Consider the following 17,901-nt stretch of genomic DNA (forward strand, 5'->3'; position numbering starts at 1 on the left):
CGGGTCGCTTTCTGCTGCGGGGTCACGCAATGTGGCTCTGGTAGACATGCTTGGTCACCAGGAAGTCGTTCATGCCCTCCACGCCATGCAGCCGGCCGTAGCCGCTGTCGCGCTCGCCGCCGGTCTCGATCTCGGCAAAGAGCTTGTTGTGCGCGTTGATCCAGACGCTGCCCGAGCGCAGCCGGCTGGCGACGCGCCGGGCCTTGCCCGCGTCGCCCGTCCAGACGCTGGCCGCCAGGCCATAGCGCGTGGCGTTGGCGCGCATGACGGCATCGTCCTCGTCCTTGAAGCGCTCGATCACCATCACCGGGCCGAACAATTCGTTCTGCACCAGCGGGCTGGCCAGGTCGTCCACGGCGATCAGGCTGGGGGCGATGAAAGCGCCTCGGGCCAGCGCACCGCCCGGCACCTCACCGTGCACCAGCACCTTGCCCGAGGCGCCTGGCGCGCCCTCCACCAGCGCGCGGATGCGCTCGCGGTTGGCCACGTCGATCAACGGCCCCATGCCGGATGCGGGGTCCATGCCTGGGCCGGGCTGCACGCGGCGCATGGCCTCGGAGAGTTCGGCCGCAAAGCGGTCGTAGACCGATTCGTGCACCATCACCCGGGCCAGCGCCGTGCACTGCTGACCCGACAGGATCAGCCCGCCCGCCAGCATGCCGCGCAGGGTGGCGGCGATGTCGCAGTCGCCAAAGACCAAGCCAGCGGCCTTGCCACCCAGCTCCAGCGACAGGCGCGTGAGATTACCCGCCGTGGCCCGTGCGATGGCCTTGCCCACGGCGGTGGAGCCGGTGAAGCTGATCACACCCACGTCGGGCGACTCGCACAGCGCGCGCGCCACCTCGGCGCCGGACTCGGTGACGGTGTTGACCACGCCGGCCGGCACGCGCGGGTCGCACAGCACCGTCTCCAGCACCAGGTTGCTCACCAGCGCGGTCTGGTGCGCGGGCTTGACGACCACGGTGCAGCCGGCCGCCAGCGCGGGGCCCAGCGAGCGCACGAGCAAGGTCACCGGTGCGTTCCAGGGCACGATGATCACCGCCACGCCGGCCGCCTCGCGGTGCAGCGTGCTGAAGCAGCCCGGCTCGATCTCGACCACCCGCCCGAACAGGTTGCGCGCCAGGCCGGCGTAGTAGCGCAGCTCGGAAATGGCAGCGCCCACCTCGCCCAGGGCCTCGCGCAGCAGCTTGCCGTTCTGGGCCACCAGCAGGTGGGCCACCTGCTCGCGGCGCTCTTCGAGCCGGCTGGCGGCAGACAGCAGCACCTCGGAGCGCAGCCGGGCATCGTGCTTCCAGGCCGTGGCATGGAATGCGCGATCGGCGGCGGCGATGGCGGCCTGCGCGTCTGCGGCCGTGCCCTCCACGAACTCCCCGGCCGGCTCGCCCGTGGCGGGGTTCAGCGTGGTGCCGATGGCTCCGCGTGCGGGCACCCAGGCCCCGTCGATGTAATGCTGCGCCACCTTCGTCATGAGTCGTGTCTCCTGGTTGTCGTTCAGTTGCGCAGTATTGGCGGCAAGCCATCAACAATCCAATGAATAAAATGACTTAGCTATACAAAACAGGACATACCTCATGGACTGGACACAACGCATCCGCCTGCGCCACCTGCAGCTGCTGGTCAGCCTGGCCGAGACACAGAATGTGAGCCGCTCGGCCGAGCTGCTGCACATGACGCAGCCCGCGCTGTCCAAATGGCTCAAGGACCTGGAGGCCGACATCGGCGTGGTGCTGTTCGAGCGGCACGCGCGGGGCCTTCGGCCCACGCACTACTGCGAGGCACTGATCGAGCACGCCCGGCGCATCGGCGTCGACCTGGACCGGGCGCGTGACGAAATGGCGCTGCTGGTGGCCGGCAGCACCGGCTACGTGGCCATCGGCGGATCGGGGGCGACGATTGCCAGCACCGTGCCGGCGGCGGTGCTGGCCCTGCTGCAGGCCATGCCGCGCGCCCGCGTGGACATCTTCGAAGGCACGATGGACCGGCTGATGGAAATGCTGGGCCGGCGCGAGCTCGACATTGCCGTGGGCCGCTACCAGCCGCAGTACCTGACGGCGCAGGTCGAATCGGAAGAGCTCTATGACGAGCCTCTGCACTTCGTGGCGCGCAAGGGCCACCCGCTGCACCGCCTCAAGTCCATGGACTGGGACGACCTGTACCGCTACCGCTGGGTGGTGTTCAGCCCCGACACGCCGGTGCGCACCCTGCTCAACGAAGAGCTGCGCCTGGCCAACCGCAGCCTGCCGGCCGATGCGCTGCAGTCGAACTCGGTGTTCGCCAGCTTCTCGATGCTGACCGCCAGCGACATGGTGACCATCGCCTCAGAGCGCTCCATCGCACAGTACGAGCGCATGGGGGCGCTGAAAAGGCTGCCCATCCGCTTCAGCGCAGCCCCGCCGGTGATGATGTACTGGCGCCGCGACACCTCGCGCAGCGCCGCCATGGACATGGCCCTGCAGTGCCTGCGTGAACTCGAAGCTTCTTGAGGAAAATCGCCCCGGAATCGAGTCCGTCAGATGGACAATTCACGCTACAGTAGCACCATGAAAATACCCACTGCGTCGACAGCCGATGCCACTGCCGACACCGACAAATCCGAGGGCGGCGTGCGTGCCGTGCAGCGCGCGCTGGACATTCTGTTGGCCTTCAAGCCCGGCGACGATGGCCTGCTGGTGGCCGAGCTGCTCAAGCGCGTGGACCTGAGCCGCCCCACCCTGTACCGCCTGCTCGACACGCTGGACGCCAAGGGCTTTCTCAGCTCGCAGGGCGAGCCCCAGCGCTTTCGCCTGGGCCCTGCCGTGGCGCAACTGGCGCATGCCTGGTCGGCCGGCACCAGCTACGAGACCGTGGCCCAGCCCATGATGCGCCGGCTGTGGGAGACCACGCGCGAGACCGTGTCGCTGCACGTGCAAGAGGGCGTGGACCGCGTCTGCGTGGCCGAGCTGCCCAGCACCCAGCCGCTGAGCTTTCGCCGCGGCGTGGGCTACCGCGAGAAGCTGGTGCGCGGCGCCAGCGGCCGCTCCATCCTGGCCTGGCTGAATGTCGACGCACGCGACCTGCCGGCGTATGGCGCGACCAGCGCGGCAGATGCGAAGCGGGTCACCGGTCAGCTCCAGCAAGTGCGCAGCGACGGCCATGCCACCAGCCGCGACGAACTGATCCAGGGCGCGGTCGCCATCGCCGCCCCTTTCTTCGAGAGCAGCGGCCGTGTGGTCGGTTCGCTCGGCCTGTTCGGCCCGAGCGCCCGGCTCAGCGAAGCGCTGGTGAAAGACTATGCCGCGCTGGTGCAGGAGGAAGCGCGGGCGCTGTCGGCGGCGCTGGGGTTTGCGGGGCACGGTACACGATAGCCCCGTGGATCATTCCTCGAACAGTTCGGAATGCGTACCCGTCCGCACGAAGATGATGGCGTTGCCGTCCACTTGGTAGATCAGCAGGAAGTCCCCGCCGATATGGCACTCGCGGTGGTCTGCCCAGTTGCCTTTGAGCGGATGGTCCAGCCACTCCGCGCCCAAAGGAGCGTCGTTGGCCACCAGCAATAGCATGGCCTCTTTCAGGCGCGCAAGGTCGTATCGGCCGGATCGGGAAAGACGTTCCCAGTCCTTGAGAAAAGCCTTGGTGTAGTCGCACGCCCTGGGTGGGGACGCCCGCTTACTGCTGGCGGGCTTTTTCGAGGTCATCGATCAGGGCGCTGGCGGAATCGAAACGCGCGGCACGGCTCTTGGCCATTGCGCGGGCCTCTTCCATGGCCGCCCGGGTCTCGCCGTTGGGCACCTTGAGTTCCAGCGGAAAGGCCTGGTCATTGACCACGCGTTTGAGCAGAATGCGCACGGCATCCGACACCGACAACCCCATGGCTGCCAGTGCCTCGCCGGCTTGCGCCTTGATGTCGTCGTCCACGCGGACGTGGAGCATGCTGGAACGGGCCATGGTGTGATCCTTTGGCCCAATTTTGTATCTCTTTTGAGATACAGTCAAGAGCCCCCTCACCGCACCATGCACGGTGCCTTGTTGTTGAACTTCCACCCCGGGATCAGGTACTGCATGGCGATGGCGTCGTCGCGGGCGCCCAGGCCATGCTCCAGGTACAGGCGGTGGGCACGCTCCACTTCGTCCATGTCCAGCTCCACGCCCAGGCCGGGCTTCTTGGGCAGCGCTATGAACCCGTCCTTGATCTGGAACGGCTCCTTGGTCAGGCGCTCGCCGTCCTGCCAGATCCAGTGCGTGTCGATCGCCGTGACGCGGCCGGGGGCGGCGGCGCCCACGTGGGTGAACATGGCCAGCGAGACGTCGAAGTGGTTGTTCGAATGCGAGCCCCAGGTCAGGCCGAAGGCCTGGCACATCTGGGCCACGCGCACCGATCCGGCCATGGTCCAGAAGTGCGGGTCGGCCAGGGGGATGTCCACCGACTGCAGGGCCAGGCTGTGCGCCATTTCGCGCCAGTCGGTGGCGACCATGTTGGTGGCGGTGGGCAGGCCCGTGGCGCGGCGGAACTCGGCCATCACCTCGCGGCCAGAGAACACGCCTTCGGCGCCGCAGGGGTCTTCGGCATAGGCCATCACGCCGTGCAGGTCGCGCGTGATGCGGATGGCGTCCTTCAGCAGCCAGCCGCCGTTGGGGTCGAGCGTCACGCGTGCTTCGGGAAAGCGTTCGTGCAGCGCACGGATGGCCTCGACCTCTTCTTCGCCGCGCAGCACGCCGCCCTTGAGCTTGAAGTCGGCAAAGCCGTAGCGCTCGTACGCCGCCTCGGCCAGGCGCACGATGCCATCAGCGGTCATGGCCTTCTCGTTGCGCAGGCGAAACCAGTCGTTGTCGGCACCGGGCTCGGTGCGGTAGGCCAGGTCGGTCCTGGCGCGGTCGCCCACGTAGAACAGGTAGCCCAGCATCTGGACCGCATCGCGCTGCACGCCGTCGCCCAGCAACGCGGCCACGGGCACGTTCAGGTGCTGGCCCAGCAGGTCCAGAAAGGCCGACTCCACCGCCGTCACGGCGTGGATGGTGATGCGCAGATCGAAGGTCTGCAGGCCGCGCCCGCCCGCATCGCGGTCGGCAAACTGGGCGCGCATGGCGTTGAGCACGGCATTGTGGTGGCCGATGGGCCGGCCCACGATCAGCGGGCGGGCGTCCTCGATGGTCTGGCGGATCTTCTCGCCGCCGGGCACCTCGCCCACCCCGGTATTGCCCGCGCTGTCGCGCAGGATGATCAGGTTGCGCGTGAAGAAGGGGCCGTGCGCGCCGCTCAGGTTCATGAGCATGCTGTCGTGGCCCGCCACGGGCACCACGCGCAGTTCGGTGACGACGGGGGTGCTGGTGGCAGAGGGGATGGAGGAGGTCATGGTGGTCAAAAGACAGTAAGGAGGCGCGCAGGGGCGCCCCCTGGGTTGCTCAATCTGCAGTGATCTTGCGGGTTTCTATGACGGTCTTCCAGCGTGCGAATTCGCGCGCCTGGTAGGCGGTGAAGGCTTCGGGCGTGCTGGCCACGATCTCCAGGCCCTGGTCGAGCATGCGCTTCTTCACCGCAGGGTCGTTCATGGCGGCGATGGCGGCGTCCGAGAGCTTTTTCTTCACGGCGGCGGGCAGGCCCTTGGGCGCGGCCATGCCCTGCCACGAATAGACCTCAGCACCGGCCACGCCGGCCTCGGCCAGGGTGGGCACGTCGGGCAGCACGGGGCTGCGCTTGTCACCGGTGACGGCAATGGCATGCAGCTTGCCGGCGCGGATGTGCGCGAGCACCGCGTTCACGTTCTGGAACGAGAACTCCACCTGCCCGCCCAGCAGGTCGTTGATGGCCGGGGCACCGCCCTTGTAGGGGATGTGCAGGCCTTCGGTGCCGCTTTGCTGCCAGAAGACTTCGGCCGAGAGATGGTCCGACGAGCCGTTGCCCGAGCTGGCAAAGCTCACCTTGCCGGGGTTGGCCTTGAGCTGGGCGATCACCTCCTTGACGGTGCGGGCCTTCTGGTTGGGTGCGGCCACCAGCACGTTGGGCGCCTGCACGGGCACGGTGATGTAGTCGAAATCCTTGAGCGCGTCGTACGGCACGCTCTTGAGCAGGTGCGGCGCCACGACGAAGGCGCCCAGGGACGACACCAGCAGCGTGTAACCATCGGGCGCGGCGCGCTTGACCGCACCGGCACCCAGCGTGCCCGTGGCACCGGGGCGGTTGTCCACCACGAAGCTCTGGCCCAGCTTCTCGCCCATTTGCAGGGCCATGGCGCGGGCCACCATGTCGGTGGAGCCACCGGCCGGGAACGGCACGACGATGGTCACGGGCTTCTCGGGCCAGGGGGTGGTCTGTGCCGTTGCGGCAAAAGCCAGGGTGCAGGCGCTGGCAAGCAGCAGCAGTTTTTTGACGAGCATGGTGGATGTCTCCGGAGGTGGTGGTGTTGTCGTTGCGGTAGCCCTCTGCGGGGCCTTGGGGGTTTGCGTGGGGCGGAGGCTGCGCATAGAGCGGATAACAAAACTCAGCGAAGCGGTTCTGGCTAGGCGCTGCGTCGTAGGCAGTACGAGTAGTACGACAAGACGCGGCAACGACGCCAGAAGAGTTTTGTTAGCCGCTCTTACTGCGGGCCGAGCTTGTCGATCAGCGCTTTCAGTTGCTCCATTTCGGCAGGCTTCAAGTCCGTCAGCGGCGCACGCACAGGCCCTGCATCGTGGCCCACCAGCTTGGCGCCCGCCTTGATGATGCTCACCCCATAGCCTTCCACCTTGTTGCGGATGTCCAGGTAGGGCATGAAGAAGTCCTTGAGCAGCCTGTGCTGCGTGGCCATTTCGTCGGCCGCCACGGCCTTGTAGAAGTCCATCGCCGTCTTGGGGATGAAGTTGAACACCGCCGACGAGTACACCGGCGTGCCCAGCGCCTTGTACGCTGCTGCATACACCTCGGCCGTGGGCAGGCCGCCCAGGTAGGAGAAGCGGTCACCCATCTTCATGAAGATCGAGGACATGGTCTCGATGTTGCCCACGCCGTCCTTGAAGCCGATCAGGTTCGGGCAGCGCTCGGCCAGGATGGCCAGCGAATTGGCCGTGAGCTTGGTGCGGTCGCGGTTGTAGACGATGACGCCGAACTTCACGCTGTTGCAGACCGCAGCCACATGCTCGATCAAACCCTCCTGGCCGGCTTCGGTCAGGTAGTGGGGCAACAGCAGGATGCCGTGGGCACCCAGGCGCTCGGCCTCCTGGGCGTGGGCGATGGCGGTGCGGGTGGGGCCGCCGGCACCGGCAATGATCGGCACCTTGCCGCGGCAGGTGTCCACAGCGGTCTTGACGACCTGACCGTATTCGGCACCCGACAGCGAGAAATACTCACCTGTGCCGCCGGCGGCGAACAGGGCGGTGGCGCCATAGGGGGCCAGCCATTCGAGGCGCGCGGCATAGCCCCTGGGGTTGAAGTCGCCCTGGGCATCGAAGTCCGTGACGGGGAACGAGAGCAGGCCGGAGCCCATGATGGATTTGAGTTCTTGCGGGTTCATGGTGGTAGCGGGGCTGGTGGGTGTCAGGGCGTTTCAACAGGTCGTACAAGTGGCTCGCAGCGCCCTGTTTCGCGGGATTCAGGCAAGGCCAAGCGAGCTTGCAGACCGGCTTGGGCAGAGTGGAAGCCGAGCAGAATCTCGCTTCAAATCACGCCAAAAGGCTGCAACGTATGAATGTTAACGTTAACATTTGCGCAAACTATAGGGAAAACCCTTTGTTATGCGATAACCTCTCTATTTTTTGTGGATTGGCATCCAAGCGATGCCTGCCTGCCCGCCAAGGAACCCAAAGGCAAGCCGCAGCGAAGCGCCGCCCGCGCGGGTGCCCCCCTGCCGTGCCCGCCTACGGCACCGCAGGCGCAGCCGCAAACACCTCGATGGCCTCCAGCGCCGACACCGAGCGGCCGGCCTTGCCATCGCCCGCCACCACCAGCCGTGCCATGCCGCGCGCCATGGGCTGGTCGTCCAGGCGGTAGGCGATCAGCACGCGCTGGTTGCCCAGCTCGGGGCTCATCTCGGCCAGCGATACCAGGGCCTGGTAGCCATCCGCCCCGGTGGCCACCAGGTACATGCCCTGCACGTTGGCACCGCTGGCGCTGTCGGCCTCGATACCGGCCACGGCGCTCAGCAGCGCCCACAGGTCCACGCCGGTGTAGCGGCGCCCGCCCACCACCTGCGTGACCGCCGGCAGCGCGCGCAGGGCCGCTTCATCAAGGCGCAGGGTGTTCTTCACCGCGCCCAGCACCTGCACGGCCTGCGACTGCGCCGCACCGCTGCCCGCGCCCACCGAGCCGGACGAGCGCACCTCCAGCCGCGTGAGGCCGGCCACGTAGCGACTGCCCTGCACATCGCCCGGCGCGGTGATGCGCAGCGATGGCGCTGTCCCTGCGGCATCGGCATCGCCTGCCCCAGCCTCTGCATAGGCCACGATGCTGGCCTTGTTGCCAAAATCCGGGTGCAGCTCGCCCACCGAGAACACGGCGCTATAGCCCTCGGCCCCGCTGGCGAGGACATAACGGCGCAACGCCGCCGCGCGCTGCCCATGGAGGTCCGTGGCCGCATCCGACTGCAGCGCGCAGGCCTGCAGCAGCGGCCACAGCGCCGCGCCGGTATAGCTGCGCGCCTGCGGGCCGGTGTCGTCCCTGAAGCTCACCTGCTGCTGCACCACGCCCTGCAGGCGCAGGTCCACGACCGACTCGGCGGCCACCGCATCCACGGCGCACACGACCTGCACGCGGGGCGGGTCGCCGGCCTGGGTGGCGCAACCCTGGACCAGCCACACCACCGCAGCGCAGAGCGCGGCCTTCAGGGTCGTCGGCTGGATGCGCAGGCTGGGCATGAGGGGCTCCCGTTCATATATTCTGGTGATAAGCCCATTCTGGCACCGCCTGCGCAGCAGAAGGTGCCAGTAGCACCTGTTTACGCAATACGGTACCCACCGGGTTGGTAGACTTCTTGCATGCAGACAGGGTTGTGGCCCCGAGCGGGGAACTGCACCCAGCGCGATGCAGTCGCAATGCAACACCTTGCCGCCCGGCCTGCACGCCGCCCCCGTTTTGCCAACGCCCCAGAGCCCTGCCGCTTCGCACACTGCCTGCCCCGCATGAACCATGAGCCCAATTTCTTCGACAACCTGCGCGAGGAGCTGAAGGACGGCCGGCGCTGGCTGGACCGCTCCATCGTGCTCGCCTACGCCTGTGCCGCAGGCCTGTGCGTGGTGGCCTTCACCCTGCTGGCCGACGCGGCGTTCGAGCTGTTCCAGCACATCTACCAATGGCAGGGTGGCTGGGCCGTGCTGCTGTGGATGCCGGCCGTCACGGCGGCGGTGGTGTGGGCCACGCGGCGCTGGGCGCCAGGGGCTGCGGGATCGGGCATACCGCAGGTCATCACCGCACTGGATCCGGCGCTGGAGACAGGCAAGCGCGGGCGCTTCGTCTCGCTGTGGCTTTCGTTCGCCAAGATCTTGCTGGCCAGTGCGGGCTTCCTCGCGGGGCTGTCCATCGGGCGCGAAGGCCCCTCGGTGCAGGTGGCGGCCGGTGTCATGCACCACGCGCGCCGCTGGTTCGACCCGCGCTCGGGCATCACCGCGCATGCGCTGCTGGTGGCGGGCGGCGCAGCGGGCATTGCGGCGGCGTTCAACGCACCGCTGGCCGGCGTGGTGTTCGCCATCGAAGAGCTGTCGCGCAAGATGGAGTCGCGCAGCAGCGGCGTGATCATCACGGCCATCGTGCTGGCCGGGCTGATGGGGGTATCGGCGTTCGGCAACCTGAGCTACTTCGGCCGCATCCAGGTGCCCCGCCTGGACTGGGACGCCCTGCTGCCCGGCCTGTGCGTGGCGCTGGCCTGCGGCGTGCTGGGCGGCCTGTTCGCCAAGCTGCTGGCCGCCTCGCTCACCGGCACCTCCGAGCGCATGTGCCGGCTGCGCGCGCGCTTTCCGATCCGCTTCGCGGCGGTCGGCGCGCTGGTGGTGGCGGTGATCGGCCTGGCCACCGGCGGCGCGACCTTCGGCGCGGGCTCCGAAGCGGTCAAGCACATGCTGGCCGGCGAGGCCGACATGCCGGCGTTCTACGTCACGCTCAAGTTCGTCGCCACCTGGCTGTCGGCCTGGCTGGGCGTGCCGGGTGGCATATTCGCCCCATCGCTGTCCATCGGCGCGGGCGTGGGCCACAACGTGTCGCTGCTGCTGGGCGGCGACATAGCGCCCGCCCTCATCGCCATGGGCATGGCGGCCTTCCTCGCAGCCGTCACACAGGCGCCGCTCACGGCCTTCATCATCGTCATGGAGATGGTCGACGGCCACGCCATGGTGCTCAGCCTGATGGCGGCGGCCATGCTCGCCAGCCTGGTTTCCCGCATGCTGGCGCGGCCGCTGTACGAAACGCTGTCCCTGGCCATGCTGCAGTCCATGGTGCCACCGCCTGCGCCTGCGCCTGCGCCATCGCCGCCCCCTTCGCCCGTGCCTGCGCCTGCGCCCAGGGCCGTCTCACCTCCCGCACCGCCGCCGTGACCTCGGCCCGCAGCGGCCCCTGAGAAGAGTCTCCACGCTGCGCAACAGCATGCATGCGCGCATGGCCGCGACCATGGCAGATGTCGCACACAGGCTTTGCCCTATTGGAGCCGAGCAGGATCGCCGCCACAATCCAGGCGCTCTCCTTCGATGCCATGGACGCCATGACCGCAGACCCCCTCGACCTCTTCCTCGTCCAATCGCCCTGGGTGTCCGCCCTCACCGCCGAGGAGGCCGCGCGCGTGCGCAAGGCCATCACGGTGCGCAGCTACCCCGCGGGCGGCGCGGTGTTTGCGCGCGGCACGCCCACGGCGCACTGGGCGGGGGTGATGGAGGGCATGCTCAAGCTGGACAACATCACCGCCGAAGGCCGCACCAGCACCTTTGCGGGCGTGCCCTCGGGCGCCTGGTTCGGCGAGGGCTCGGTGCTCAAGGACGAGCCCCGGCCCTATGCGGTGACGGCGCTGACCGACAGCGTGGTGGCATTGCTGCCGCGCAGCGAGTTCCTGCGGCTGCTGCACGAGAGCCATCCGTTTGCGCTGTGGCTCATCGGGCAGCTCAACGCGCGCCTGGCCCACTACGTCGCGCAGGTGCAGACCGACCGGCTGGGCGACACCACGGCGCAGGTGGCCTACAGCCTGTCGGGGCTGTTCAACGATGCACTGTTCCCCAACACCGCGCGGCGCATCACGCTGTCGCAGGAAGAGCTGGGGCGCCTGTCGGGCGTGTCGCGCCAGGTGGCCAACCGGGCGCTGCAGGAGCTGCAGGACCGGGGCGCGATCCGCCTGGGCTATGGCTCCATCGAGGTGATCGACCTGAAGGTACTCCAGGCCATCGCACAGGAAGGCTGAACGCTCAGCCTGCGGGCTCGGTCTGAACCTGCGCCAGCCGCGTGATCGCCTCGCGGCTGCCCGCGATCTCGCGCAGGCGGAACTTCTGGATCTTGCCGGTGGCCGTCTTGGGCAGCGCCTCGAACACGACCTGGCGCGGGCACTTGAAGCGCGCCAGATGGCTGCGGCAAAACTCGATGAGCTCCTCGGCGCTCACGCTGCCCACGGCATCGGGCTTGAGCTCCACGAAGGCGCAGGGCACCTCGCCCCAGCGCTCGTCGGGCTGGGCCACCACGGCGGCCAGCAGCACGGCGGGGTGGCGGTGCAGCACGTCCTCGACCTCCACCGAGGAGATGTTCTCGCCGCCCGAGATGATCACGTCCTTGGAGCGGTCGGTGATCTGCACATAGCCGTCGGGGTGCAGCACCGCGATGTCGCCGGTGTGGAACCAGCCGCCTGCAAAGGCCTTGGCCGTGGCGCCGGGGTTCTTGAGGTAGCCCTTCATCACCGTGTTGCCGCGCAGCATGATCTCGCCGGCCGTCACGCCATCGGCCGGCACGGGCTGCAGCGTGTCGGGGTCGAGCACGCGCAGGTGCTCCAGCGCGGCGGCGCGCACGCCCTGGCGCGCCTGCAGCTGGGCGCGCCCGGCCTCGGGCAAGGCGGCCCAGCCCGGCTGGCGCACGCAGCTCACGGGTGTGCCCGAGACTTCGGTAATGCCGTACACATGGTCCACGTCGAAGCCCATGGCGGCAATGGTCTGCAGAATGGCGGCGGGCGGCGGCGAACCCGCGGTGAGCACGCGCACCGCGCGCGGCAGCGCGATGCGCTCGTGTGCCGGTGCATTCGCCAGCATGGCCAGCACCGTGGGTGCAGCGCAGAAGTGGTCCACCCCGTGCTCGGCAATGGCTTCGAATATCGCCTTGGCCGTGACCTTGCGCAAGCACACGTGCGTGCCCGCCGCCGCCGTGATGGCCCAGGTGAAGCACCAACCGTTGGCGTGGAACATGGGCAGCGTCCACAGGTAGACGGGGCTGCGCGGCATGGCCCAGTCCGTCAGCTGCAGCATGCTCATCAGGTAGGCGCCCCGGTGGCTGGGCACCACGCCCTTGGGGTCGCCGGTGGTGCCCGAGGTGTAGTTGAGCGCGATGGGGTCCCACTCATCCTCGGGCCACAGGCCTTCGAAGGCCGGGTCGCCCTCGGCCAGCAGGGCTTCGTAGTCGATTGCACCGAAGGCCGGCTGCGCGGGCAGGCCCGCATCGTGGATGGCGACCACCAGCGGCGGCTGGGCCAGGCCAGCGACGGCCTTTGCGGCCAGCGCCGCGAACTCGCTGTCCACCAACAGGATGCGCGCCTCGCCGTGTTGCAGGATGAAGGCGATGCCCTCGGCATCGAGCCGGCAGTTGATGGCATTGATGACCGCACCGCACAGCGGGATGCCCAGGTGCGCCTCCAGCATGGCCGGCGTGTTGGGCGCGAGGATGGCCACGGTGTCGCCGCGCTGCACACCCCGCTGTACGAGCGCGCTTGCCAGGCGGTAGGCGCGCTCGCGTGTCTGTGCCCAGGTCTGCGTGCGGCCCGCGTGCACCACGGCAATGCCATCGGGATGCACCTGCGCGCTGCGGTCCAGAAAGCCCAGCGGCGTGAGCGGCAGGTGGTTGGCGGGGGTGCGCTCAAGGCCATGCTGGTAGGGGCTGCGGCGGGGGGTGTGGCTCATGCTTGTCTCCATTTTTTGGTGCGGTCATGCGTGGTAGGTGGTGAACGACTCGACACTCTCGCGCTCCGTCACCAACGTGTTCTCGATGCCCGCCGGATCGGCGTGGCCCAGGCTCATGCCGCAGACCACCATCTCGGTATAGGGGATGCCGAGCTCGGCGGCAATCACCCGGTGGAACTTCGTGAACGCCACCTGCGGGCAGGTGTCGAGCCCGCGCGCGCGGGCCGCCACCATCACGCTCTGCAAGAACATGCCGTAGTCCATCAGGCTGCCGGCCTGCATCACCCGGTTCACCGTGAAGATCAGCCCCACGGGCGCATCGAAGAAACGGTAGTTGCGGCCGTGCTGGGCGTGCATGCGCGCCTTGTCGCCTTTGGAGATGCCCAGCAGGCCATACAGGTCCCAGCCCACCTTGCGGCGCCGGTCCACATAGGGCGAGACCCATTCGAGCGGGTAGTAGTGGTAGGGCTCGGTGAGGGCTGCCGCCGCATCCCCATCGTTGTCCACGGCGGCGATGGCGGCGCTCAGCCGTTCCTTGGCGGCGCCCGTGAGCACATGCACGCGCCAGGGCTGGGTGTTCATGCCCGAGGCGGCATGGCGCGCCACGTCCAGGATGGCATGCACCTCACCCGGCCCCACCGGTGTGGGCAGAAAGGCGCGGATGCTGCGCCGCGAGACGATGGCCCAGTCCACTGCCTGGCGCAGCGGCTGGGCAGCGATGGGGGCCGCGTGGGGCGACCGATCAGGGTGCGCGATGGGAGGGTCGAGTGCGGCCGTGGGCAGGGGTGAACAGGTCATGCCGGCATGCTAGGCATGGCCGCCGTTCGTGACTGTCGATGCAATGACATTCCGGGAAATCCCGGCCCCCGGCTCAGGGAAGAAAAAGCACCAGCCCGAACACGGCAAACAGCGTGAGGTGCATCAGCCCCTGGATCGGCGAGGTGCGCTGCCCATTGAAGCTGAGCATGGAGAGCGCGACCGTCAGCACCAGCAGCACCACCTCCGTGCCCGACAGGCCCATGGCCATGCGCTGGCCCGTGGCCACGCCGATGAGCAGCACGGCCGGCACCGTCAGGCCCACGGTGGAGACAAAGGCGCCCAGGCACAGGTTGATGGCGCGCTGCATCTCGTTGCCCATGGCGGCGCGCACGGCGGTGATGGATTCGGGCGTGAAGACGATGATGGCGATGAGCACCCCGCCCACGGCGGCAGGCGCCCCGGCGGCGGCGATGCCGTAGTCCGTCACGATGGCCAGGTAGTGCGCCAGCAGCACGATGGGCAGGACCAGCGCCAGCAGCACGGCCGAGCGCACGGCCATGGCCCGCCGCCCTGCCGGGCCAGGCATCGCTGCGGTCTGGCCGCCCCTGGTCCGTTGCACCGATGCCGGCACCGCCATGCTGCCGGCCGGTGGCTGGATGAAGTAGCGCCGGTGGCTGCGCATCTGCAGCCACAGGAAGGCGGCGTACAGGCAGGCCGTGAGGGCCGCCATGCCCAGCGCCTGGGGGGTGGAAAACGCCCCCGCCCCGCCCAGGTGGTTGGGCAGCACCAGCGCCGTGCCGGTGAGCAGCGCGATCATGCCCAGGTAGGCTGTGGCGCCCTGGGCGTTGTACTCCTGGTCGCCGTGGCGGGCCGACCCGGCCACCAGGCAGATGCCGATCACCAGGTTCATGATGATCATCATCACCGCGAAGATGGAGTCGCGGCCGATGGCCGATGAATCGCCCGGGCCGAGCAGCACCGACGCGATCAGGATCACCTCGATGGAGACGATGGACAGCGTGAGCACCAGCGTGCCATAGGGCTCCCCGAGCTGCTGCGCGAGGTGGTCGGCCTCGTGCACCACCCCGAAGGATGCCGCGAGGATGGTGGCGAACAGCAGCCCGAACGCGCCGGCCGCGACACCCGGGCCCAGCGGGGCCGCCAGCCAGGTGCTGCCAAAGGCGATGAAGAGCCCGGCCACCAGCCACGCGCCAGCCAGCAGGGCCCAGGTGGTGGGCGCCACCAAGCGCGGCTGGCCAAGGTGAGCGGGATGCGCTGCGGCGCTGCGGGGGGTGGTGCGGAGGTTCGGCTTGGGCATGTCGTCCCTGGGTAGGAAAACAAGGGCCGTCCCCTGGTGAAAGTCCACGGCCGAAGTCGTCCACGGCCTGGCTGGCGCAAGGCGCGCAAGCCAGGCAATGGTAGCACCGTGCCGCAGCCCGGACGCCCTGCACGCACGATGAACCTGCGGCAGCCACGATAATGGGGAGAGGCGCGGTCTGTGCAGGCGCCCGCTCCCGCCGGCGTCCCGCTACCACCGGGGGCCCGCGAATCACCCGCACACCGGAGACCCCATGCGCCCTGGCTGGAACCCCGTTCGCAGAAACCGGAACATCGGCACCCCAGCCCAGGGCCATGGGGAGGACAACCGGCTGACGATTCCCGAATCCCGGCACGACCGGAGTTTCTTCCACGAGTGCCTGGGCGCCTGGGCCGCGCACCGCTGTGCGGCCGACAGGTTCGCCGCGATGCAGCAGGCGGGCGCAGTTCCGTTCGCCCCCCAGCCGGACCCCGCCATGCGCCAGGCCCATGGCCTGAACGACCCGTGGTTCGCAGCCCCTTGATGCCACGGCCCCTTTTTTCAACGGAGAACGCATGCCCCTGCCCCCCGACATACTGACCGAGATCGACGCATTCGTGCGCGGCGGGTTCGAAGACCGCGAGCGCACCATCGAGATCCTGACCGAGGAGATGTACGAGCCCGGCGAGCTCGATGCGGCCGAGGTGGAGCAGGCCGTCGACGATGCCATGCGGGCGCACAACCAGGCGAAGAAAGGCTGGCCCACCACGACCGATTGCGACCGGCTGGATGCCGCCTTCGATGCCCTGGCCCGGCAGGGGCTGGTGGCCCTGCAGAACGCGGGCTACACGCAAAGCGATGGCTATGGGGATGTAACCGAGGCCTGGCACAACGCGCCGGACCGGGCCGACATCGTGGGCTACTGCTTCTACCATGGGCAGGACCTGGCGCGCGCGGTGCAGGGCGGCGGCCTGTTCCTCGCTTTCGGTCCCATGGATGCCGACTCCGAAGAGACCGAAGGCCCGCGCATCGGCGCCCTCATCGCCAGCGAACTGCAGCGCGCCGGACTGCCGGTGCAGTGGAACGGCACGTTCAACCAGCGCATCTGCATTCCGGGCATCGACTGGAAGCGCCGCTGACCCCTGCGTACCGACAGACCATGCTCTGGCTCGACCACCTGTCGATCATCGCGCCCTCGCTCGACGAGGGCGTGGGCCACGTGCGCGAATGCCTGGGCATCGACATGCCCTTTGGCCGCAAGCACCCCGACATGGGCACCCACAACCACCTGCTGCGGCTGGGCGACGATGTGTACCTGGAGGTCATCGCCATCGACCCCGATGCACCGCCCCCAGCGCATGCCCGCTGGTTCGGGCTGGACGACAGGGATGCCGTGCAGACCGCCTGGGATGCCGGCCTGCGCCTGCGCGGCTGGGTTGCGCGCACGCAGCACATGGATGCGGTGCTGGCGCAGCACGGGCACCTGCTGGGCCGCAAGACACAGCTCTCCGCCGGGGCCGCACCGCCCTACTTCTTTGCGATCCCTGCGGGCGGCGCGCTGCCGCTCGCAGGCGTGGCGCCTTCGGTGATCGACCGGGGTCAGCGCCCACCGCCGATAGCGTCGATGCCGGACCTGGGGGCGCGGCTCGCCCGCTTCACCATCGAGCACCCCGAGCCTGACATGGTGCTGGCCCTGTATGCCAGACTGGGTATCGAGAATGCACCCCATGTGGAAAAAGGCGACCGCTTGCGCTACCGCGCCGAGATACGCACGCCCACAGGCATCAAGGCGCTGTACTGACCCCTGCCCTGGGTGCTGCTCACGCCGCCTTGCGGTGGCGGTGCGCTACGATGCCACGCCGGGGCGGGCAGGTTGCCCACCCCGCAAGGCCCTTCCATCACCTCCCCTGGTCCCTGCGCCGGGTACAACGGAGCTGTTCTTCTGACACGACGCCTGGATTCCTACAGCCTGCGGCTTTTTATCGCCGTGGCCCGCACCGGCTCCATTGCACGGGCGGCCGAGCAGGAGCACATCGCGCCGTCCGCGCTGAGCCGCCGGCTGGCCGACCTGGAGCATGCCTTCGGGACGGCGCTGGTGGTGCGCTCGCCGCGCGGCGTGGCGCTGACCGATGCCGGGCACATTGTTTTCGAGCGGGGTGTCCGTCTCGACGACGAACTGCAGGGGCTGCTGCGCGAGGTGCAGTTGCACAGCGATGAAGTGCGGGGCACGGTGCGCCTGTACGCCAACATGTCGGCCGTGGTCGGCTTCTTGCCCGAGCGGCTCAAACACCTGAAGGCAAAGTACCCAGGCATGGACATTTCGCTGCACGAAGCGGATACGCGGGACGTCATCCGCGCGTGCCTGGACGACAGGGCGGATGTCGGCGTGGGCGTTGCCGGCACGGTTGCGCCAGGGCTCGATTCTTGGCATTTTGCGAATGACCCCTTGCAGGTGGTGGTTCCCACGGGACACGAGTTGGGTGACCTGAAGTCGGTCGAGTTTGCCAAGGTGCTGGAGTTTCCGCTGATCGGAGTGCACCAGGGCGGCGCCCTGGACCAGACCCTGCATGAGCGCGCGCAGGCGGTGCAGATGCGGTTTGCGCCCGAGGTGTCGGTCAGCAGCTTCGACGCCGTGGGCCGTATGGTCGAGGCAGGCATGGGGATTGCCGTGATCCCGCAGAGCGCTGCTTCGGCCTATGCGGGCAATGCGCGCTTCACGCGGCTGCCGCTGGCGGATGCATGGGCGGACCGGGAGCTGCGGCTCTACGCCCTGAGGCGCACACCCCAACTGCGCTCGGTCCAGGCGCTCATCGATTGCCTTTGCGGGTAAT

The 17,901-nt window shown here is 68.6% G+C and carries 18 protein-coding genes; 8 read left to right on the forward strand and 10 right to left on the reverse strand.

Features of this window, described 5'->3' with window-relative positions; all coding sequences use genetic code 11:
• Positions 1 to 22: 22 nt before the first annotated feature.
• Complete coding sequence (locus ACSQ9E_RS17550; RefSeq protein WP_436218651.1) at positions 23 to 1,468, reverse strand: aldehyde dehydrogenase family protein; 1,446 nt, start codon at positions 1,466 to 1,468, stop codon at positions 23 to 25.
• Positions 1,469 to 1,571: 103 nt separating this feature from the next.
• On the opposite strand from ACSQ9E_RS17550, the gene ACSQ9E_RS17555 reads away from it, so the two are divergent.
• Entirely contained in the window at positions 1,572 to 2,483 is a 912-nt protein-coding gene (locus tag ACSQ9E_RS17555; RefSeq protein WP_436218652.1) for a LysR family transcriptional regulator, read from the forward strand.
• Between the two features lie 57 nt (positions 2,484 to 2,540).
• The gene (locus tag ACSQ9E_RS17560; protein WP_436218653.1) at positions 2,541 to 3,344 is read left to right on the forward strand and encodes an IclR family transcriptional regulator; all 804 of its coding nucleotides are present in this window, start codon (positions 2,541 to 2,543) and stop codon (positions 3,342 to 3,344) included.
• A gap of 9 nt (positions 3,345 to 3,353) precedes the next feature.
• Here ACSQ9E_RS17560 and ACSQ9E_RS17565 read toward each other — a convergent pair whose 3' ends face one another.
• From ACSQ9E_RS17565 to ACSQ9E_RS17590, 6 genes are all read right to left on the reverse strand, one after another.
• Complete coding sequence (locus ACSQ9E_RS17565; RefSeq protein ID WP_436218654.1) at positions 3,354 to 3,674, reverse strand: type II toxin-antitoxin system YafQ family toxin; 321 nt, start codon at positions 3,672 to 3,674, stop codon at positions 3,354 to 3,356.
• Positions 3,646 to 3,924: a type II toxin-antitoxin system RelB/DinJ family antitoxin gene (locus ACSQ9E_RS17570; RefSeq protein WP_057204718.1), complete on the reverse strand. Its 279-nt coding sequence runs from the start codon at positions 3,922 to 3,924 to the stop codon at positions 3,646 to 3,648. The genes ACSQ9E_RS17565 and ACSQ9E_RS17570 overlap by 29 nt, the downstream gene beginning before the upstream one ends.
• A 56-nt stretch (positions 3,925 to 3,980) precedes the next feature.
• Positions 3,981 to 5,330: a glucarate dehydratase gene (gudD, locus tag ACSQ9E_RS17575; RefSeq protein WP_436218655.1), complete on the reverse strand. Its 1,350-nt coding sequence runs from the start codon at positions 5,328 to 5,330 to the stop codon at positions 3,981 to 3,983.
• Between the two features lie 49 nt (positions 5,331 to 5,379).
• A complete protein-coding gene (locus ACSQ9E_RS17580; protein WP_057204721.1) occupies positions 5,380 to 6,351 on the reverse strand; it encodes a Bug family tripartite tricarboxylate transporter substrate binding protein in 972 nt (323 codons plus the stop codon).
• 200 nt (positions 6,352 to 6,551) lie between these two features.
• Positions 6,552 to 7,463: a 5-dehydro-4-deoxyglucarate dehydratase gene (gene kdgD / locus ACSQ9E_RS17585; protein WP_436218656.1), complete on the reverse strand. Its 912-nt coding sequence runs from the start codon at positions 7,461 to 7,463 to the stop codon at positions 6,552 to 6,554.
• Between the two features lie 343 nt (positions 7,464 to 7,806).
• Entirely contained in the window at positions 7,807 to 8,802 is a 996-nt protein-coding gene (locus ACSQ9E_RS17590; protein ID WP_436218657.1) for a molybdopterin-binding oxidoreductase, read from the reverse strand.
• Positions 8,803 to 9,066: 264 nt separating this feature from the next.
• On the opposite strand from ACSQ9E_RS17590, the gene ACSQ9E_RS17595 reads away from it, so the two are divergent.
• Both ACSQ9E_RS17595 and ACSQ9E_RS17600 read left to right on the forward strand, forming a co-directional pair.
• Positions 9,067 to 10,470 carry a chloride channel protein gene (locus ACSQ9E_RS17595; RefSeq protein WP_436218658.1) on the forward strand — a complete coding sequence of 468 codons (1,404 nt, stop codon included), beginning with the start codon at positions 9,067 to 9,069 and terminating at the stop codon, positions 10,468 to 10,470.
• 164 nt (positions 10,471 to 10,634) lie between these two features.
• Positions 10,635 to 11,321 carry a Crp/Fnr family transcriptional regulator gene (locus tag ACSQ9E_RS17600; RefSeq protein WP_436218659.1) on the forward strand — a complete coding sequence of 229 codons (687 nt, stop codon included), beginning with the start codon at positions 10,635 to 10,637 and terminating at the stop codon, positions 11,319 to 11,321.
• Between the two features lie 4 nt (positions 11,322 to 11,325).
• Here the strand turns inward: ACSQ9E_RS17600 and ACSQ9E_RS17605 are convergent, their stop codons facing one another.
• The 3 genes from ACSQ9E_RS17605 to ACSQ9E_RS17615 all read right to left on the reverse strand — a co-directional run bounded on the left by ACSQ9E_RS17605 (position 11,326) and on the right by ACSQ9E_RS17615 (position 15,091).
• Positions 11,326 to 13,014, reverse strand: a complete 1,689-nt coding sequence (locus ACSQ9E_RS17605; RefSeq protein WP_436218660.1) for an acyl-CoA synthetase — start codon at positions 13,012 to 13,014, stop codon at positions 11,326 to 11,328.
• Positions 13,015 to 13,038: 24 nt separating this feature from the next.
• Complete coding sequence (locus ACSQ9E_RS17610; RefSeq protein ID WP_436218661.1) at positions 13,039 to 13,812, reverse strand: nitroreductase; 774 nt, start codon at positions 13,810 to 13,812, stop codon at positions 13,039 to 13,041.
• Positions 13,813 to 13,885: 73 nt separating this feature from the next.
• On the reverse strand, positions 13,886 to 15,091 hold the full coding sequence (locus tag ACSQ9E_RS17615) for a calcium:proton antiporter (RefSeq protein WP_436218662.1): 1,206 nt from the start codon (positions 15,089 to 15,091) through the stop codon (positions 13,886 to 13,888).
• Positions 15,092 to 15,344: 253 nt separating this feature from the next.
• Here ACSQ9E_RS17615 and ACSQ9E_RS17620 point away from each other — a divergent pair, with 253 nt between their 5' ends.
• From ACSQ9E_RS17620 to ACSQ9E_RS17635, 4 genes are all read left to right on the forward strand, one after another.
• Positions 15,345 to 15,614, forward strand: a complete 270-nt coding sequence (locus ACSQ9E_RS17620; protein WP_436218663.1) for a hypothetical protein — start codon at positions 15,345 to 15,347, stop codon at positions 15,612 to 15,614.
• 31 nt (positions 15,615 to 15,645) lie between these two features.
• Positions 15,646 to 16,209, forward strand: coding sequence for a DUF6891 domain-containing protein (locus ACSQ9E_RS17625; RefSeq protein ID WP_436218664.1), 564 nt, complete (start codon positions 15,646 to 15,648; stop codon positions 16,207 to 16,209).
• Positions 16,210 to 16,229: 20 nt separating this feature from the next.
• The gene (locus ACSQ9E_RS17630) at positions 16,230 to 16,871 is read left to right on the forward strand and encodes a VOC family protein (protein WP_436218665.1); all 642 of its coding nucleotides are present in this window, start codon (positions 16,230 to 16,232) and stop codon (positions 16,869 to 16,871) included.
• A 141-nt stretch (positions 16,872 to 17,012) separates the two neighbouring features.
• Positions 17,013 to 17,900, forward strand: a complete 888-nt coding sequence (locus tag ACSQ9E_RS17635; protein WP_436220232.1) for a LysR family transcriptional regulator — start codon at positions 17,013 to 17,015, stop codon at positions 17,898 to 17,900.
• Position 17,901: the final 1 nt, after the last annotated feature.

The sequence above is a fragment of the Acidovorax sp. LjRoot118 genome, assembly GCF_964253575.1.
In the GTDB taxonomy this organism is placed as follows: Bacteria; Pseudomonadota; Gammaproteobacteria; order Burkholderiales; family Burkholderiaceae_C; genus Acidovorax.

Coding starts and splice junctions, on each gene's coding strand:
- ACSQ9E_RS17550 (WP_436218651.1), bottom strand. CDS start 1,468: ATGACGAAGGTGGCGCAGCATTACATCGACGGGGCCTGGGTGCCCGCA.
- ACSQ9E_RS17555 (WP_436218652.1), top strand. CDS start 1,572: ATGGACTGGACACAACGCATCCGCCTGCGCCACCTGCAGCTGCTGGTC.
- ACSQ9E_RS17560 (WP_436218653.1), top strand. CDS start 2,541: ATGAAAATACCCACTGCGTCGACAGCCGATGCCACTGCCGACACCGAC.
- ACSQ9E_RS17565 (WP_436218654.1), bottom strand. CDS start 3,674: ATGACCTCGAAAAAGCCCGCCAGCAGTAAGCGGGCGTCCCCACCCAGG.
- ACSQ9E_RS17570 (WP_057204718.1), bottom strand. CDS start 3,924: ATGGCCCGTTCCAGCATGCTCCACGTCCGCGTGGACGACGACATCAAG.
- gudD (WP_436218655.1), bottom strand. CDS start 5,330: ATGACCTCCTCCATCCCCTCTGCCACCAGCACCCCCGTCGTCACCGAA.
- ACSQ9E_RS17580 (WP_057204721.1), bottom strand. CDS start 6,351: ATGCTCGTCAAAAAACTGCTGCTGCTTGCCAGCGCCTGCACCCTGGCT.
- kdgD (WP_436218656.1), bottom strand. CDS start 7,463: ATGAACCCGCAAGAACTCAAATCCATCATGGGCTCCGGCCTGCTCTCG.
- ACSQ9E_RS17590 (WP_436218657.1), bottom strand. CDS start 8,802: ATGCCCAGCCTGCGCATCCAGCCGACGACCCTGAAGGCCGCGCTCTGC.
- ACSQ9E_RS17595 (WP_436218658.1), top strand. CDS start 9,067: ATGAACCATGAGCCCAATTTCTTCGACAACCTGCGCGAGGAGCTGAAG.
- ACSQ9E_RS17600 (WP_436218659.1), top strand. CDS start 10,635: ATGACCGCAGACCCCCTCGACCTCTTCCTCGTCCAATCGCCCTGGGTG.
- ACSQ9E_RS17605 (WP_436218660.1), bottom strand. CDS start 13,014: ATGAGCCACACCCCCCGCCGCAGCCCCTACCAGCATGGCCTTGAGCGC.
- ACSQ9E_RS17610 (WP_436218661.1), bottom strand. CDS start 13,812: ATGACCTGTTCACCCCTGCCCACGGCCGCACTCGACCCTCCCATCGCG.
- ACSQ9E_RS17615 (WP_436218662.1), bottom strand. CDS start 15,091: ATGCCCAAGCCGAACCTCCGCACCACCCCCCGCAGCGCCGCAGCGCAT.
- ACSQ9E_RS17620 (WP_436218663.1), top strand. CDS start 15,345: ATGCGCCCTGGCTGGAACCCCGTTCGCAGAAACCGGAACATCGGCACC.
- ACSQ9E_RS17625 (WP_436218664.1), top strand. CDS start 15,646: ATGCCCCTGCCCCCCGACATACTGACCGAGATCGACGCATTCGTGCGC.
- ACSQ9E_RS17630 (WP_436218665.1), top strand. CDS start 16,230: ATGCTCTGGCTCGACCACCTGTCGATCATCGCGCCCTCGCTCGACGAG.